The 16,301-nt window shown below is 68.1% G+C and carries 16 protein-coding genes; 1 reads left to right on the forward strand and 15 read right to left on the reverse strand.

The genetic code is table 11. The features are described 5' to 3' along the window. Window positions 1-130 precede the first annotated feature (130 nt). The 4 genes from AC5P76_RS17390 to AC5P76_RS17405 form a co-directional block, all read right to left on the reverse strand. On the reverse strand, window positions 131-1,165 hold the full coding sequence (locus AC5P76_RS17390; RefSeq protein ID WP_495222794.1) for a fimbrial protein: 1,035 nt from the start codon (window positions 1,163-1,165) through the stop codon (window positions 131-133). Then, the gene (locus AC5P76_RS17395) at window positions 1,156-3,720 is read right to left on the reverse strand and encodes a fimbria/pilus outer membrane usher protein (RefSeq protein WP_065175834.1); all 2,565 of its coding nucleotides are present in this window, start codon (window positions 3,718-3,720) and stop codon (window positions 1,156-1,158) included. Before AC5P76_RS17395 ends, AC5P76_RS17390 begins: the two co-directional genes overlap by 10 nt. A gap of 91 nt (window positions 3,721-3,811) precedes the next feature. Continuing rightward, entirely contained in the window at window positions 3,812-4,540 is a 729-nt protein-coding gene (locus AC5P76_RS17400) for a fimbrial biogenesis chaperone (RefSeq protein WP_053518872.1), read from the reverse strand. A gap of 85 nt (window positions 4,541-4,625) precedes the next feature. Beyond that, window positions 4,626-5,165 carry a fimbrial protein gene (locus AC5P76_RS17405; protein WP_053518870.1) on the reverse strand — a complete coding sequence of 180 codons (540 nt, stop codon included), beginning with the start codon at window positions 5,163-5,165 and terminating at the stop codon, window positions 4,626-4,628. Between the two features lie 455 nt (window positions 5,166-5,620). Between AC5P76_RS17405 and AC5P76_RS17410 the strand changes: the two genes are divergently transcribed. Beyond that, a complete protein-coding gene (locus AC5P76_RS17410; protein WP_053518868.1) occupies window positions 5,621-5,986 on the forward strand; it encodes a hypothetical protein in 366 nt (121 codons plus the stop codon). Here the strand turns inward: AC5P76_RS17410 and pncB are convergent. The 11 genes from pncB to xpsH all read right to left on the reverse strand — a co-directional run bounded on the left by pncB (window position 5,983) and on the right by xpsH (window position 16,296). Continuing rightward, window positions 5,983-7,164, reverse strand: a complete 1,182-nt coding sequence (gene pncB / locus AC5P76_RS17415; protein WP_053518866.1) for a nicotinate phosphoribosyltransferase — start codon at window positions 7,162-7,164, stop codon at window positions 5,983-5,985. The genes AC5P76_RS17410 and pncB overlap by 4 nt on opposite strands. A 72-nt stretch (window positions 7,165-7,236) precedes the next feature. Further along, window positions 7,237-8,076 carry a glycosyltransferase family 2 protein gene (locus AC5P76_RS17420; RefSeq protein ID WP_065175836.1) on the reverse strand — a complete coding sequence of 280 codons (840 nt, stop codon included), beginning with the start codon at window positions 8,074-8,076 and terminating at the stop codon, window positions 7,237-7,239. Beyond that, window positions 8,073-8,924: a glycosyltransferase family 2 protein gene (locus AC5P76_RS17425; RefSeq protein WP_111186329.1), complete on the reverse strand. Its 852-nt coding sequence runs from the start codon at window positions 8,922-8,924 to the stop codon at window positions 8,073-8,075. The genes AC5P76_RS17420 and AC5P76_RS17425 overlap by 4 nt, the downstream gene beginning before the upstream one ends. Window positions 8,925-9,056: 132 nt before the next feature. Continuing rightward, on the reverse strand, window positions 9,057-11,264 hold the full coding sequence (gene gspD, locus AC5P76_RS17430; protein ID WP_253119433.1) for a type II secretion system secretin GspD: 2,208 nt from the start codon (window positions 11,262-11,264) through the stop codon (window positions 9,057-9,059). Window positions 11,265-11,273: 9 nt separating this feature from the next. Further along, window positions 11,274-12,074: a type II secretion system protein, XpsN-like gene (locus tag AC5P76_RS17435; protein WP_164151711.1), complete on the reverse strand. Its 801-nt coding sequence runs from the start codon at window positions 12,072-12,074 to the stop codon at window positions 11,274-11,276. After that, complete coding sequence (gene gspM / locus AC5P76_RS17440) at window positions 12,064-12,762, reverse strand: type II secretion system protein GspM (RefSeq protein ID WP_111186332.1); 699 nt, start codon at window positions 12,760-12,762, stop codon at window positions 12,064-12,066. The genes AC5P76_RS17435 and gspM overlap by 11 nt, the downstream gene beginning before the upstream one ends. Then, window positions 12,743-13,900, reverse strand: coding sequence for a PilN domain-containing protein (locus AC5P76_RS17445; RefSeq protein WP_253119436.1), 1,158 nt, complete (start codon window positions 13,898-13,900; stop codon window positions 12,743-12,745). Before AC5P76_RS17445 ends, gspM begins: the two co-directional genes overlap by 20 nt. Then, window positions 13,897-14,760, reverse strand: coding sequence for a type II secretion system minor pseudopilin (locus tag AC5P76_RS17450; RefSeq protein ID WP_074902114.1), 864 nt, complete (start codon window positions 14,758-14,760; stop codon window positions 13,897-13,899). The genes AC5P76_RS17445 and AC5P76_RS17450 overlap by 4 nt, the downstream gene beginning before the upstream one ends. Continuing rightward, window positions 14,757-15,389, reverse strand: coding sequence for a type II secretion system protein J (locus tag AC5P76_RS17455; RefSeq protein WP_074901857.1), 633 nt, complete (start codon window positions 15,387-15,389; stop codon window positions 14,757-14,759). Before AC5P76_RS17455 ends, AC5P76_RS17450 begins: the two co-directional genes overlap by 4 nt. Next, window positions 15,386-15,802, reverse strand: a complete 417-nt coding sequence (xpsI, locus tag AC5P76_RS17460; protein ID WP_053520017.1) for a type II secretion system protein XpsI — start codon at window positions 15,800-15,802, stop codon at window positions 15,386-15,388. The genes AC5P76_RS17455 and xpsI overlap by 4 nt, the downstream gene beginning before the upstream one ends. Next, complete coding sequence (gene xpsH / locus AC5P76_RS17465) at window positions 15,802-16,296, reverse strand: type II secretion system protein XpsH (RefSeq protein WP_197572312.1); 495 nt, start codon at window positions 16,294-16,296, stop codon at window positions 15,802-15,804. Before xpsH ends, xpsI begins: the two co-directional genes overlap by 1 nt. Window positions 16,297-16,301 lie beyond the last annotated feature (5 nt).

Genomic DNA, 16,301 nt, shown 5'->3' on the forward strand with positions numbered 1-16,301 from the left:
ATCACACTCGTGCTGCGATACGTTCATGGCAGCTCCGATCTTGGTATTTCCGGGATCAAGACGCAGTCAACGTCGCCTGCGGAACAGGCAACGTTGGGGCACAGCGCAGCGGTGGAACGGCCGTTGGCCGCTACTCGTACTGGATGGTGAAAGTCGCCTGTCCGTTCGCGACACCGGCACCGACGGTACCGGCCTGGGTCTGTACATAGCGGGCGCGCAGCGGCAGGGTCATGGTGCTGGGGCCCGGTATGGTGGTGCCGACATTGATCGCCTGGCCGAAGCGCACTTCGCGCTCGGTGGTGCCATCGCGCTGGACCATCTGGATGCCGATGCGGGTCGCGCTGTTGGCAGCCGCGCTGAGCTTCAGCACGCCCGGCATGTTGGAGCTGTCCTGGTCGGCATCCAGGCGGATGCCGATCTTGCTCTGGTAGGCAGCAACATTGCTGCCCTGGCAGTTCAGGCGGATGTCGAAGTCACGGTTGACCGCGCGCGAACCGACGCCGGTGAACGAGGTGTTGGGGACACTGCCGAAGTCCACCGCGATGTTGCGGCTGCCGGCGTCCACCTCGCAGGTCGGGCTGACCACGGTCGTGCCCGATCCTTTGAAGGTGGAGGTCAGCACCGGCCGGCTGGCACCATCGCCATCGTAGTAATAGGTGGTGAAACGTCCATTCGGCGCGATAACGCCCGATCCTGTCTGAGCTGCTGTCTTGATCAGTTCGACACGGAAGCGGCCTCCGCTCAACGAGAGGTTGGTATTGCTTCGCAGGATCAGCGTGTGAGGATAGTAGGTCTGGATATCACCGGAATCGCGATAGACGCGAATGCCAACACCTGCCACGTCGGTTGCGTATACGTTGCTGAATCCTGGTACCGGCGTCTGCTGTGCCGCATTGACGAAGCGACCGCTGGCGTTGCCGCCCCGGCTATCGCAGTAAGCGACGCTGTTGCGTTGATTGATGTTGACAATGAGTTCCTTGATCACGCCGCCGACCGGGGTGCTGGGAAGAATCACGATCTGGCCCATGTCCATGGTCACGTCTTGGGGTTGGAACCCGGACTGGGTGATGTAGCAACTGGCAAACGCAGGCGCCGCCACGAGGGCGCCCGTGAGCACGGCCAGTGCGGCCAGCGCCTTGCGGCCACGGGAATGAATCATCGGCATGCTGCCTCCAGCGGGATGAAGCCGGTCTTGGACGCATCGGCGCCCGCCGGAACCTGGTAATCGACGGTGCAGCGCTGGTCGGCGCCGGCGCCCCACTCCACCTGCAGGCGGCCGTGATCCTGCTCGCTGCGCACATACAGGCGGCCACCCTGGCTGACCATGCCCACCGGCTGGCCCTGCTCGTCCTTGACCTGTGCGCCGAACGGCAGGGTGCGGCCATCGGGATTGCGCACCTGGATCAGCAGCGCGTTGCCCTTGCGGGTATCGAAGCGCAGGTAGCTGATGGCACCTGCAAACGGTGCAACCGACTGGCTGCTGCTTTCCAGCTCGACGTCATGCGCCATGCCCTGCGGATCCAGGGTCACGGTGTTCAGGCGGTACGGCGATACGTACGGCACCACGGCGTAGCCGCGACCATCGATGCGCAGGCCCGGTGCGTTGGTCACCTGCGCGTCGCGCGCGCCCGGCGCCTCGACCAGCACCATGGTATCGCCACGCTGCGGAGTGAAGGTGACGCCGCCCGGATGCATGACCACGCTGCCGTTGGCGCCCACCGATGCCTGGCGGAAATCGCTGGAATGGCTGTAGGTCGCGTTCAACGCGGTGTAGCGGCTGCGGTACTCGGCGTTGCCGACTGCGGTGGTGTTGCCCTCGCGGGAATCGGACAGGGCCACGCCGTAGCTGAAGTTGTTGTCGACGCCGGCCGAACCGGTGATGCCCACGCGGCTGTTGTCGTAGCCACCACGGTCACGCGCGCCCAGGTCGGCGCTGAACGACACCGGATGGGTCCCGCGGCCCAGCGGAACGCTCATCGAGAACAGGTACTGGGTGTCGGCCCGGCCGAGGATGCCTTCTTCGGTGCGCAGTGCCGAGAAACCGTAGTTCACCGAGCGCCAGGCGTTGTTGTAGCCCACCTGGTACTGCTTGGAGGTGCCGGAACGGTCGTAGAAGTCACGCACCGAACCGGTGACGTACAGCGCACCGGCACGGCGGCCCAGCGGCTGGTTCAGGGTCAGCTGGAACTGGCTGCGCTGGCGGCCACGGGTGGTCGGGTCGATGCCGCGATCATCCGCGTCGCGTCCGTACAGGGCGTCCTGCAGGCTGTAGTAGCCTTCGGTCGAATAACGATAGGCGGCCAGGGTCAGGTTGGTCCCGGTTTCGCCGATCATGTTGCTGTAGCTCAGGCGCACGCTGGCGCCGGTGTGGTCGCCGTAGTGGTTGAACGACGTGCGGGCATGGGTGACATCGGCCGCGAACGCACCGATCCGGGTGGACAGGCCAATGCCGTACAGCAGTGAAACGTAGCCTTCGCTCAGCGCGCTGCCGCCGTACAGGGTCAGCTGGTTGCCGATGCCGCGCTGGTAGGTACCCTGCGCCAGCCAGGGTTCATCGCGCAGCAGCTCGTTGCGGACCTGGCCGGCGGTCACCGAGTAGCGGGAGACGCCTTCGCGCAGCATCTGCGGCACCGAACCGAACGGCACCTTGAACTCGCGGCGGCGGCCATCGGCCTCGATCACGCTCACTTCCAGGTCACCGCCGTAACCGGTCGGGTACAGATCGTCGATGACGAAGCTGCCCGGCGATACGGTGGAGGAATAGATCAGCTGCTGGTTCTGCCGGACTTCCACCCGCGCATTGGTCTCGGCGATGCCGCGCACCACCGGCGCGTAGCCGCGCAGCGAATCGGGCAGCATGCGGTCGTCACTGGCCAGGCTGGCACCCCGGTATCCGATCGACTCGAACAGTTCGCCGGTGGTGTAGGCCTCGCCCACAGTGAGCATGCCGCGGATCTTCGGGATGCCGCGCTGGGCGTAGGTGGCGATGCTCTGCCAGTGGCGGCCGTCGCCCTCGGTCCAGGTCAGGTTGGAATCGTGGCGGAACTGCCAGCCACCCAGGTTCAGGCCGGCATTCAGGCCCAGATAGGCGCTGCGGTTGCGCTGTCCGCCTTCGACGCGGCTGTCGCTGTCGATGGCATTGAAGCTGTAGCCGACGAAGCCGGCGTTGATGCCACGGTCCCACAGCGCGGGGTTGACGTAGCCACGCGCTTCGCGGCGCAGGAACACCTGCGGGATGCTCAGGTCGTAACGCAGGTTGCCGCTGTCATAGACGCCATAGGCATTGGCCATGCGCTGCTGCACCGGCACGCACGTGGAGGTATCGGTCGGCACCGACGGATCCTGCTGCAGCAGCACCGCCTCGCTGTCCACGCCCATTTCCTCGAGCATCGGCAGCGCCAGGCAGGCATCGACGCGCCCCTGTGCATCCGCCTTGAACTGCACGTCGCGGCGGCCCTGCCAAGCGCCATTGACGTAGACGTCCACGCGATAGGTGCCGGCGACCATCGGATTGCCGTTGCTGAAGGCCGCCAGATCGACCTGCTTGGCCTGGCCGGAGAGGAAGCTGGAGTTGAACTGCGCCGACTCCGGCGCACGCGCGGTCGCCGCCCCAGTCTGCGCCATCAGCGCCTGTTCGCCGAGATTGGCCGGGGCAGCCAGCGCCCATCCTGGGCAGGCCACGCCGGCAGCCAACAGGCAAAGCGCCTGATGGATCGACAATGTCAATCTGTTTCCGATCACACTGACATTCCTTCAATTCGCCGCACGGCGGCGGTGGCGGGATGCGCAGGCCCTGGCCAGCGCGGCGCGTTCAGCCCCCGGTGCTGTCGAGGCGGACCTTGTGCTCCACCCGACCGCCGTAATCGTTGATGGTGATGAAGCGCACCTCGGTGGTGCCCGCCGGTGCGGCGAACTCCAGGTTCTGCTTCGGTGCGACCATCGTTCCCTTGTCCTCGACCGCCTTTTCGCTGCTGCCGGTCACGGCATGCACTTCGGCCAGGGTCACGTGGAAGGGGCTCGGGTTCTCCACCCGCAGGCGGTCACCGCTGCGGGTCCAGCGCAGGGCTGCCGGTGCGTCGTTGGCGACGCCCTTCAGGCCCTGCGGCCGATAGAAAAGCTTCAGGCGCGAACGGAACGCGACCTGCAGGTAGTTCTGCTCACCGTTCTCGGCGTTGTCCGGCGACGGCGGCACATCCAGCACGTTCAGCCAGAACACCGACTCGCGATCGGTCGGCAGCTGCGCGCCGGAGAAGATCAGGCGCAGCGCCTGGCTGCGGCCCGGCTCGACGCGGCTGATCGGCGGCGTCAGCACGAACGGGGCATCACTGGTGTCGGCCGTCTGGTTGGCGTCGCCACTGTCGATCCAGGCCTGCACCAGCGCGGGCGAGTCGCCCACGTTGTCGACCTGCACGGTGACTTCGCGCGACTGCGCCGGATAGATCACACGCGTGCCATTGACCACCACGCCTGCCATGGCTTCCTGGCAGAAGAGCAGCGTCGACGCTGCCAGCAGCAGCGCCCGGGGAAAGAGAGCTTTCATCGGAAGTACTACGCTCGAGGTGTGTGGCCAGGGGCCGCGGAGCGCTGGCCGGCGCGTACGCCGGCCAGTGCGGGTACGGCGATGATCAGTTGTAGATGATCGTGTACTTGACGCTGCTGGTGACGTCGCCCGGGGTGGCGGCGGCAGTGGCGTAGTACTCGGCGTAGTAGTTCAGGTTGGCGGTGCCGTCGGTGGCAACGGTCACCCACTGCGAGTTGTCCTGGGCCAGACCGGTGCCTGCGGCCTTCACCGGCAGGAACTGGTTGTTCGAGCCCAGCAGCTGCAGCTGCACGTTGCCGGCAGCGTTGGCCGAAGCCTGGTTGATCAGGCGGCCGCTGTTGAAGTCAACGGTCGAACCCGGCTCGAAGTAGGTGGCGACGTTGCCGGCGCTGCACTTGGTCAGGTTGATGGCGAACGGGGTACGGCCCGCGACGGCACCGGCGGTGGCCAGGGTGTTCTTGGACACGGTCGGCAGGGTAACGGCGAAGTCCTTGCCGCCCGGGGTCGAGATGGTGCAGGTCTTGTCGGTCACCTTGCCATTGAAGGTGATGGTGCCGTCGGCAGCGTTGGCGGCCAGCGGAGCAGCGGCCAGCATGAGAGCCGCGATGATGTTGATCTTGTGCATTGCTTTTACCTAACCCTACTGAAGAGATGGAAGTAGAGGAGGAAGCAAGGAGCACTGCCGGGCTTCAAGACCCATCCTTGCGTCTCACCTGTGGCCGGATTCGGACATACCTACCCCTGAATCCGTGACGCAAGTATATGCAGAACTGTGATGAAAGTCCCATTATTTTTCTGAACGATGGTTTATTGACGCCACAAATGTGACGTGATAGGCACTTTTGGCTTGGCGGCCGATGGGGAGTTGGCGCGGGCCGGCAAAGGTGGGGGAACGACAGCAGATGACGTCTTCGACCCCGGTGGCGGGCGCGCCTGAAAGAGGCTGTTTTCAGGCGGCCAGCGCCTTATTTGATGCGCATCACTCTTTGTTGGTGATGGCCCTAGCAGATTCGGATTTTGCCTATTAAAGGCCGTCCGGAGCTGTCGCTAACTAGGACACACCGAACCAGAGAACGTGTCATGAGGACTTCCCTTCTGCTGTGCGTGGCCCTGATGTCCGTCAGTGCGCTGGCCCAGGCCAGCAGTGGCAGCATCCGGTTCAGCGGCCGCATCGCCGAGCCGGGTTGCACGACGGCCCTGTCCCAGGGCGAGCTGAGCCTGGCGGCCTGCCCGCCGTCGGCCAAGGGCTCGACGGTGGCGGTGACCGCGGTGGGCGACAGCCAGGCCGCGACGCTGCGCGATGGCAAGCGCCATGGCCAGCAGCTGGCCGTGTCGGCCAGCGCCATGCGCGTCGGCGACATCGCCTTCTCCGAGCGCTACCGCGTGGAAGCGCCGCAGCAGCAACCGCTGCGGGGCGCCTACCTGGTGGTGGTCGACTACCTTTAAGCCGGGTCCGGCAGTTCAAAGACCTGACGCAGGTAGGCCAGGTAGCCGGGGTCGTCGCACATGCTCTTGCCCGGCGAATCGCTGAGCTTGGCCACCGGCTGGCCGTTGCAGCGGACCATCTTGATGACGATGTTCAATGGCGTCGGGCCCAGATCGTTGGTCAGGTGGGTGCCGACGCCGAAGGCCACCTGGCAGCGACCGCGGAAATAGTCGTACAGGCGCATCACCTTGGCGATGTCGAGCCCATCGCTGAACACCAGCACCTTGCTGCGCGGATCGACCCGGCGCTGCTGGAAATGCGCCAGCATGCGGTCGCCCCAGTCGAACGGATCGCCCGAGTCATGGCGCACGCCGTCGAACAGCTTGCAGAAATACATGTCGAAGTCGCGCAGGAAGGCGTCCAGGCCGACCACGTCGGACAGCGCGATGCCCAGGTCACCGCGGTACTCGCGTGCCCATGACTCCAATGCCGCCACCTGCGAATCGCGCAGCCGTGGCCCCAGCGCCTGGAATGCCTGCAGGTACTCGTGCGCCATGGTGCCGTGCGGGGTCATGCCGTACAGCCGGGCGAAATGCACGTTGCTGGTGCCGACCAGCTGCGGGCCGAGCGCATCGCGCAGCAGCGGCAGCAGGCGCGCATGCCAGTCGCGCGAGTAGCGACGGCGGCTGCCATAGTCGGCAATGCGGCATTGCTCGAAGCCGGGGGTGTCGCGCAGCAGCGCGGCCTTGGCCTGCAGGCGGCGCTCGCCCTCGGCGAAGTCGGGCGTGGTGGTGTTGCGGAACCAGACTTCGTTGATGATGGCCAGCAGCGGTACTTCAAACAGGATCGTATGCAGCCAGGGCCCGGTGATGTCCAGTTCGATCTCGCCGGGCACCCGGGTCGAGGCACGCAGCTGGATGTACTTGCGGTCCAGGTGGAACAGGCCGAGGAAATCGGCGAAATCGGGCTTCACGAAGCGCAGGCCACGCATGTAATCCAGCTCGGCGTCGCTGAAGCGCAGGCTGCACAGGTGGTCGATCTCTTCATCGATCTGGTCGATGAAGCGGGCCAGGTCGATGCCGGGCGTGCGGCATTTGAACCGGTACTGCACCTGGGCGCCGGGGTGCTGGTGCAGCACCGCCTGCATCATGGTGAACTTGTACAGATCGGTGTCGAGCAGGGACTGGATGATAGGCATGAGGCGGATTATGCGCCCGGCGGGGTGAACCGGGGGCCCGCCCATGCGCGCCGCCGCCGGACACGCTCGACACTACAGGGATCTGCGCAGCAGTGTCGGCACCAGCAGCAGCGCGTGCGCCCAGATCGCCCCCCAGACCGCCACCTGCACCAGCAACGAGCGCTGTGGCGCCTCGAACCTGCGGAAGTAACGCCACAATCCGCGGTGCTTGTGCCACTCGACGAAGAAGGGCCGCGAACGGCTGGACACGCCGCGGACATGGGTGACCTGCAGGTCGTTGGCGATCGCCACCACCGCGCCCGCCTCACGCGCGCGCCGGCACAGGTCCAGGTCCTCGGCGTGCAACCGGTAACCGGCGTCCCAGCCACCGAGACGATCAAACAGCGTCCGCGGCATCAGCAGCAGCGCGCCGGACAGCGCCGGCACCGGCTGCAGCGTCTGTGCCGGATCGCGCGGAATCGCCAGTTTCGAGCCGCTGCCCGGCGAGCGCAGCATGGCCAGGAAATCCGGATCACGGCGGCGCACCGCCTCATCGGCATGGCCGTGCTCATCCACCTGCTCGACCCCGAGCAGACAGTCACCGAGCACGTGCGCGCGGTCGCGCAGCCTGGCCAGGGTTTCCGGCTCGACCATCAGGTCCGGGTTGATGAACGCCAGCCACGGGCTGTGCGAATCGGCCGCGCCCTGGTTGTTGGCGGCGGCGAAGCCCGGATTGTCCGGGTTGCCGATGAAGCGCACGCGCGGGTCGTGGCTGGCGTGCCGCTGCACGATGTCCAGCGTGCCATCCACCGAACCGTTGTCGATCACCCGGATTTCCGCCACATCCTGCGACTGGCGCAGCCGCGACAGGCAGGCATCGATGGTGCTGCCGCTCTGGTAGGTAACGACGATGGCGGCAATGGCGGCATTCAAGCGGTTGGCTCCGACGCGGACGGGACGAACAGATCGCCCTGTTCGCGCGGCATTATCGCCTGCTGCATCCGCTGCTGCAGGTCCGCGCGCAGTTCGTGCAGCGGATCGTGCATCAGGAAGTCGGCCAGGCGTGGCACCCAGCCAGGCCACCGCGCGGCCAACGCCTCCAGATCGCCATCGCGGCTGACCGCTTCGCCGGCGCGGCTGACGAACGCGTTCTCGCACAGCACGTTGCGCCAGCCCAGGCCCGCCATGCGCAGGCTCAGATCGACCAGCGCAGCGTTCCAGCCGGCGTAGCTTTCCACGTCCAGTCCGCCGGCACGGCGACGTGCATTGCCGCGCACCAGTACCGCATGCGTGACCGCCGATGGCAGCTCCGGGTGCAGGGTCGGCAGTGCGGCGCAGGTCTGCGCCAGCAGCGCAGTATCGGTGGGCTCGGCATTGATCTCGCCCAGCCGGGGCCAGGCCGCGGTCTCGCCTGCATTGCACCAGGGCGTGGCGGTGGCAATGGCCGCATCGCGGGCGAAGGCGTCCTGCAGCTGCTGCAGCCATCCCGGCGCCGGTACGCTGTCCGGTGCCAGCACGGCCACATCGAGCCCCTCGCAGGCACGCAACATTTCATCCAGATGAGCCACCTCGCCCAGCGGCCGGGCGCGGCGGGTGTACTCGGCCTGCAGTGGCGTGTTCGCCAGCCAGTGCTCGACGACCGCCTGAGCGCGTGGTCCGGTCTGGGCATCATCGGCCAACCAGACCGCGGTACCCGGTGCCGTACCGGCATCAAGCGCAGCCAGACACCGGTCCAGCGCCGCATCGTCCACGCACAGCGGCAACAACACGATCGCCCCCATCCCGCCTCCGTGGTTGTCGGTGGCCACAGCGTAGCACCGGGAGGGTGTCGGCCGGGTTGCACCCGGCACGTGCAGAGGCCGGAGCCGAAGCGGGGTTCATGGGAACGGCGGGGGTCGCCCCGCCGTAACCCCCTACTTCTTTGCGCGCGGCTGGTTCAGCGGCTCCATCGCCCGGAAACGCTGGCTGTACTCGTCGGTCAGCGTGCGCGCTTCCTGCCCATTGCGAACGATGCTGGGCGTCAGCAGCACGATCACCTCCGAGCGACGGCTGGTGCGGCTCTTCTGCCCGAACAGCGCGCCGATCACCGGAATGCGGCTCAGGCCGGGAATGCCGCTGCTGCCATCGGTGGCCGAGTCGGTGATGAGGCCGGCCAGCATGATGGTGTCGCCGCTCTGCACGGCGGCCTCGGTAGCCAGCTTCTTGGTGGAAATGCGCGGGTTGCAGTTGCGCTCCTGCGGATTGCAGTTCTCCGGCACGTCCGACGCGCTGCTGACTTCCTGCACGATGTCCAGGAACACCGTGCCGTCTCGGGTCACGCGCGGGCGCACCTTCAGGATCACGCCGGTATCGATGTACTGCACCGAGCTGTAGCTGCTGGTGCCGACGCCGGTGTTCACCGTGGTGGTGCTGATCGGCACCTTGTCACCCACGTTGAGCGTGGCCTCGGCGTTGTTGCGCACGAACACCGACGGGGTCTGCAGCAGTCGCACATCGGTGACCTTGTCCAGCGCGCTCACCACCGCTGCACCATTGTGGCCGGTGAACGCCCAGCCCAGGCCTTCGCCGCCGGTCGCGGCACCGGCGAAGCTGCTCCAGGAGCCACCCGCCGCGGCAGGCAGGGTCACACCGCTCAAGGCTCCCGTCAGTGCACGCCCGGCCACGGCGTTGTCGAAGAACCAGTTCACGCCGTACTTCAGGTCGCCATCCAGAGCGACCTCGGCCACCTGGGCTTCGATGTGTACCTGCAGTGGCATCACGTCCAGCTTCTCGATCACTTCGCGGATCGAGCGCCAGGCCTGCGGCGTCGCGCGCACCAGCAGCGTATTGGTTTCCTCCACTGCCGACACGCCGACCCGGTCGCCTTCCACTTCCAGGCTGACGCTGACGTTGCCGGACTGGCGCTGCGGCAGGTTCAAGCTGCCATTGCCGCCACTGGAACTGCTGCCCAGGGTCGAGCCGAAGCTGCTGCTGTTGTTGTTGTTGTTGTCCATGCCACGGTCGCTGTCGCTGTCCAGCTGCGACGGAATGGCACCCGGGGCCAGCGATGCAGGGCTTGAGCCGCCCCGCTTGCCGCTGCTGGCGAACGCCTCGCTGAGCCGCTCGGCAAGATCGCGCGCCTTGATGTAGCGCAGCTCATGGGAGAACAGGCGGGCACTGCCACCCGCGGTATCGATGCGGTCCAGCCATTGCTGGATCTGGTCCAGGTAGCGCACCTGCGGGGTGATCACCAGGACCGCGTTGGCGTTCTCCAGCGGCAGGAAACGGAACATGCCGGCGCTGGGCGTCTTGCTCTCCTCGCCGAACACCTTCTCCAGGTCGCTGGCGACCTGCTCGGCTTTGCCGGACGTGATCGGGAACACGCCCACCGACATGCCCGACAGCCAGTCCACATCGAAGATCTCGACCGTGCGCAGGTAGTTCTCCAGCTCGGCACGGGTGCCGCCGAGGGTGATCACGTTGCGGCCGCTGTCGACGTTGACGATGGCGTTGGGCCGCGCGTACGGCTCAAGTACCTTCTTCATCTCGGTGGCGGAGATGAACTGCAGCGGCACCACCCGGACCTCGAAGCCGCGCGCGCTGGAGGCCGGTGCGGTGCTCGGCGCGACAGTGCCGGCCAGCGCCTGGTCGGCGGCAACGATGTTGTAGCGCCCACCGCTGTACACCATGCGCGCGTTGTTCCAGCCCAGCACCATCTCCAGCAGGTTCAGCGCCTGTGCCGGCGAGACCGGCTTGGGCGTGGCCAACGTGACCGTGCCCTGCACCCCCGGCGCGATCACATAGTTCTGGCCCAGCATGTCACCGAGGATCGCCTTGACCACGGCATGCAGCGATTCGCCCTCGAAGTTGAACGTGGCGCTGCCGGTGCCGGCCGCATGCAATGCCGGCGACGGTGCGCGCGCGGCCTCGCGGTTGATCATCGTGCCGGTGCCACGGCGGATGACCGCCTGCGGTGCCCCCTGGCTGTCGGCCGCCGCATCGGCCTGGACGTCCGCTGCGGCCTGGCCGGCGCTGGCCGCAGGTTGCAGGGCGCCCTTGCGCTGCACATGGGGGCTGGAGACGGTACCGCAGCCCACCAGCAGCGCGAGCACGAAGGACCAAGGAAGAAAACGCAGGCTCATGCTCTCACTCTACCGGTTGGCGCCATTGCCCGAAGGCGGCGGCGACTGTTGTTGCTGTTGCTGTTGTTGTTGCAGCTGGCGGCGGCGGGCCTGGATGCGCTCGCGGATGGCCTGCATCTGCGCTTCGCTGGGCCCGTTGCTGTTGGCCGGCGGCGGGGGTGCGGCAGCAGACGCCGGCGCGGGTGTGGCGTCGGCTGCACGTTGCGGTGCGGTCGCCGCCTGTGCCGGCGCGGCCTGCGCCGGCAGCGGCACTACCGGCGGTGGCACCGGCACACCCGGTGCGGGTGCACCGGCACTGCCGCGCAGGACCGTCGGTGGCTCCCCGCCCTGCCCGTTGAACACGGCAAGTTCCAGCACCTGGCTGCCGCCCGGGCCGATCACCGTCGCCTGGCGGGGCTGCAGCGCGACCAGCTGCCAACCGTCGACCGCGTCACCATTGAGGCGCAGGCGCAGCGAGCGGTTCTGCTCCGTACTGAACGTGGCCAGGCCGAAGTCGTCCGTGAGCAGCACACCGGTCAGGCGCAAAGCGGCACTGGCGCTGGGCTCACTGCCGCCCAGCAGGTAAGGGCGCGGCCTGCGGTCTTCGGCGAACAGCGGACGCGCGGCGATGGCGCTGTAGCTGTCCGCACTGGCCATCCGTTCCGGAGCGAACGCCGGCAGCACCGGCAGTGCTGCTGCGGGGTCGGCGTCGGCCCCGCCGGCCGGCAGGCGACTGCCCAGTCCGAAACCGGTGGCCAGCCATACCGCCGCGGACCAGCCGGCCAGAGCCAGCAGGAAAGCGGTGCGCAGGCTGAGGGGCTCACGTTTCATCGGCGACCTCCTCTCCCTCGGCGGCCGCCGGTGGCGGCGGCTCGACCGGGGCCGGGACGGCCGCGGCGGGCTCCGCTGCGGGAGGGACTGCCGCAGCGCCACTGGCGGCACCGGGCAGCAGGTAGCCGGCCAGTTCGAAGGAGACGTCCAGGCCCAGCCCGGATTCGTTCGGCGACTGCTGGAAGCGCTGCGCGATGAGATTGAGGTTGTCCACGAACAACCGCGGGCTGCCGGTTTCCAGGCTGTGCAGCACGGTCGCCAGTTCCGCCACGCCGCAGCGCAGGCGTACCTGCATGGCGACACGGACGAACTCGGCATCACGGCGATTGTCGGTCAGCGGCGTGCGGTTGCTGATGGTGCAGCTGCGGTTGCCGGGGCTTGCAGTGGCCACCGCATCCTGCAGGCGCGCGCCGAGCGCGGCGGCCGCGGCTTCGGCGGTGGCCTCCTGCAGGAAGCCGGGTTGCCGTTGCAAGGCTTCACGGGTGGCGCGCAGCCGCTGTTCGATCTGGGGCTGCTGCTGCAGCTGCGCCTGCACGCGCTGCTGGCGCTCGCGCAGGGCCGCGACATCGGCATCGATCTCGCGCAGCGGCTGGGTGAACCAAGGGTGCACCAGCAACAGGTAAGCCAGGCCCAGCACCGCCAGCAGCAGCGCCAGCGCCAGCCAGCGGTCACGGCGTGCGCTTGGCATCGGCCGCCTCCGGAGTCGCTGCTGTCGGCGTTGCCGGTGCCGCCGCGGGCAACGGCTGCAGTTCGGCGGTCATGGTGAAGCGGTCCCGGCCGCTGCCGGCGCCGTCCGCCTGCAGCACGCCAGTCAGGTTGACCTTGCGCCATTGCGGAGCATCCTGCAGCAGCTGCACCAGCTGCGAGGCTTCGCGGCTGAGCCCGATCAGCTGCAGGCCGTTGTTCTCGATGGCCAGCTTCTCCAGATAGGTGCCTTCAGGCAGACGGCGGGTCAGCTCGTTCCAGATTTCCACCGTGCCGGCATGCTGGCGGCGCTGCGACTCCAGGAAGGCCGCGCCGTCGATCAGTGCCTGCAGCTGGGCGCGTTCACTGGCGACACCCCGGGCGCTGCGCGCGCTGCGTTCGACGTCCGCACGCAGTGCGTCGGCGGCGGCGCGGCGGTTGTCCAGCAGCTGCAGTCCAGCCAGTACCAGCATCACCAGCGCGGCCAGGGCCAGCAGCAGGTTCCAGCGCCGCATCGGATCGGGCCGCGACTGGCGCTGGGCCGGCGGCAACAGGTTGACCTGCAGCGTGCCAGCCTGTGCATCGATCGCGTCGACGCCGGCCAGGGCGTCGCCCCACTCGCCCACGCTGGCACGCCAGGCCTCCATCTGGCGCAGCGGCCAGGCCACCAGTTCGACCTGCAGCTGGCCTTCCCCTGCCGCGCCCAGTTCACGCACGTCATAGCTGACCTGGCTGGCCTCGAACGGGGTCTGCCGGTCGATCTCATAACCGACCACCGCGTGCAGCCGGTCGCCGGCCGCCGCCGGCAGCCGCAGGGTGCGACGCAGGACCCGTTCCACCGGCAGCAGCCAGAATCGCGGCAGGCTGCGCAGGCGCGGCTCCAGCACGCGATCCAGTGCGACCGGAGACGAGGGCCACGGCAGGGTGACCACCGCCTCGCGGCGCTCGCCCGCTTCGCGCCAGACCTGCAGCTGGTCACCCTCGCGCTGCAGCAGCAACCGTGCCTGGGCCCAGCCCAGCGCCCATTGCCAGCGCGCCGGCACCCACGCCAGCAACGAGTGCCGCCACCAGCGCAGGAAACGGCCGGCGCCAGGACCGATCTGGCCCTGCACCTGCCGCAGACTGTCCTGCCAAGCCGTCATCTTGCCGTCATTCCCTGCTCCCAGCGAAGCACTGTGTAGGACCGCCCGGGAATCCCCCCGGAGCCATTGCGAACCACTGCCTGCAACACCGACCTGCGTCCACTGCCGTCGATGACACGGGACTCGATACTATAGGTGCCGCTGCTGCTGGCAAGCGCTGAAGATCCATCCGCCGGATCGCCGTCACGCTCCGGCTGGTTCCGCTGCGCCAGCACGAGGTCGGCATCCAGGCCCAGCGCGGTCAGCACGGGAGCGCTGGCGAATCGCGGATCCGGTCGTGCCTGGCGGCTGTAGAGGGTCAGGTGCGGCAGCATCTTCCGATACAGCGGCCCGTTCATGCCCAGCACCCGCTGCAGCTCGCCCAGCGTCTCGAAGCGCTTGTTACGTGGCCCATACGGCAGCCCGGCCGCGGCGTAATCCTGTGCCTCGGCACCGCCGCCGGGCTGCAGCAGGCTGTCCTCGTCACGCCAGTCGACGATCGCGCCTGCCAGCTGGCGCGCGTTGTCCACCGGTTCGCCAAGTGCCTGCAGATATGCGGTCAGCAGCGCCACGTCGGCCAGGTTCAGGTTGATCTTGCCGTTCTCGTCCAGCACCTGGATCTCGATGCGGGCACCGTCGAACTGCCAGCGATAGGTGCGACCATCGGCCTGCCACGGCGCGCGCAGCGGATCCGGTGACAGCCGCATCAGTGCGTACTCAAGTCCCGCACGGGCACGCTCCTGGCCACGTGCATCGTCGTCGAGCACGCGCTCCTGCAGATGCTCGACGCGGGCGCTGAGCGCGAACGCGCCGACCAGTGCGGTCATCAGCGCGATCAACCACAGCACCAGCACCAGTGCGGCCCCGCGCGACCGCATCAACGCCCCCCTCCACCGCCGCCCAGGCGGGGGGCCACCACCAGGGGCGGCCATGCGGCACCGCGGACCGGCACGATCCGCAGTTCCACCAGCAGAGGCAGGCGACGGGTGTCTTCCCAGCGCGGCAGCCACTCGGTCATCTGCCCGCTGCCGGCATCGATGCCGCGATAGCGCATCTCCACCGCCTGCAGGCCATCCACCAGCACCTCGGGCGGGCGTGGCGGCGTTTCGGCGATGCGCTCGCCCTCCTGCAGCAGGACCAGGTCCAGCAGCAGACGCTGCTGGCCGGCCTTGCCATCCACCTGCAGCGCATGCAGATAGGGCCCGCCGCGTCCGAGGTAGCCTGGCAGATCGGCGACGAACAGCATCCGTTGCTCTTCGCCCAGGAAGAACACCGGCTCGCGGGTCGGGTCTGGCACTTCCAGCGGGCTGCGCATCGCCCCGGCCAGCTGTCGCCGCAGCAGGGCCTGCACCGCGCGCATCCGCTCGCTTTCGGCGGCGATCTGTTCACCCCGCTGGCTGACCGCCATCGCCGAGCGCACGCTGGCGAACGCCAGCGCCAGGCCACCGGCAAGCAGCACGGTCGCCAGCATCACTTCAACCAGGGTGAATCCCGCAGCGCCCCGCTTCATCGCGCACGCTCCAGGTCTGGTGGCAGCAGGCGCAGGCTGCGCCAGCGCAGCTGTTCGCGCTCGCCATCGCCCCACCGCACCTGCAACTGCAGTTCGGCCAGCCACGGGGCACCCGGCGACTGCGTGGCCGCGGCGTTGCCGGCGCGTGGCTCGGTCCAGGGCTGCACCTGCAGCTCCCAGCGATAGCGCCCGTTTTCCCAGTCGCCCTGCTGCTGCCCCACCTGCAGCGGCGCATCCACGCCCGCCGCAGCCAGCAGCGATTGCGCATGCAGGACGGCGCGCGTGCGCAGTTCGGCCTCGCGCACCTGCCTGGCACCGCCGGACAGGCTGCCCAACAGCAGGGTCAGCGCCAGCCCGAGCAGAGCGAAGGCCACGATCACCTCCAGCAGCGTGAAACCGCGCGCCCGCCGCATCACTGCGCCTGCCATGGGCCGGAGCGGACTTCACCGGTCAACCAGCCGACATCGATGCGCCATTCGGCGGCATCACGCTGCAGGCGGATGCGGCCGCCACTGGAACCGCCATCGGGATGGAACTCGATCACACCCTGCCCCGGCGCAGTGGCCAGCTGCGCCGCACCTTCGAAACTCACCGTCAGCTGTGCCGGCAGTTCGCCCTGGCGCTGGTTCGCCCCCTGCCAGCGATGCCGTGCCGGCTCGATCACGAACCGCTGCGGTTCGCCGCGCGCGATCGCCTGTGCACGCACCATGCGCAGCTGGTTGGCGATGTCCTTGCCGGCGCTGCGCAGCTGCATGCCGGCGAAGCCACGCGACAGTCCCGCCGCGGTGATCAGGCCGATGGCCGCGATCAGCGCGATCACCAGCAGCATCTCCAGCAGCGACAGCCCCGCCGGGCGCCTGCCGTGCAGGCGCGGTCGGGGCAACCGGCGCGGCAGGAAATACGTCATGCGTG

Source organism: Stenotrophomonas sp. YJH_SMC_36 (assembly GCF_059369935.1).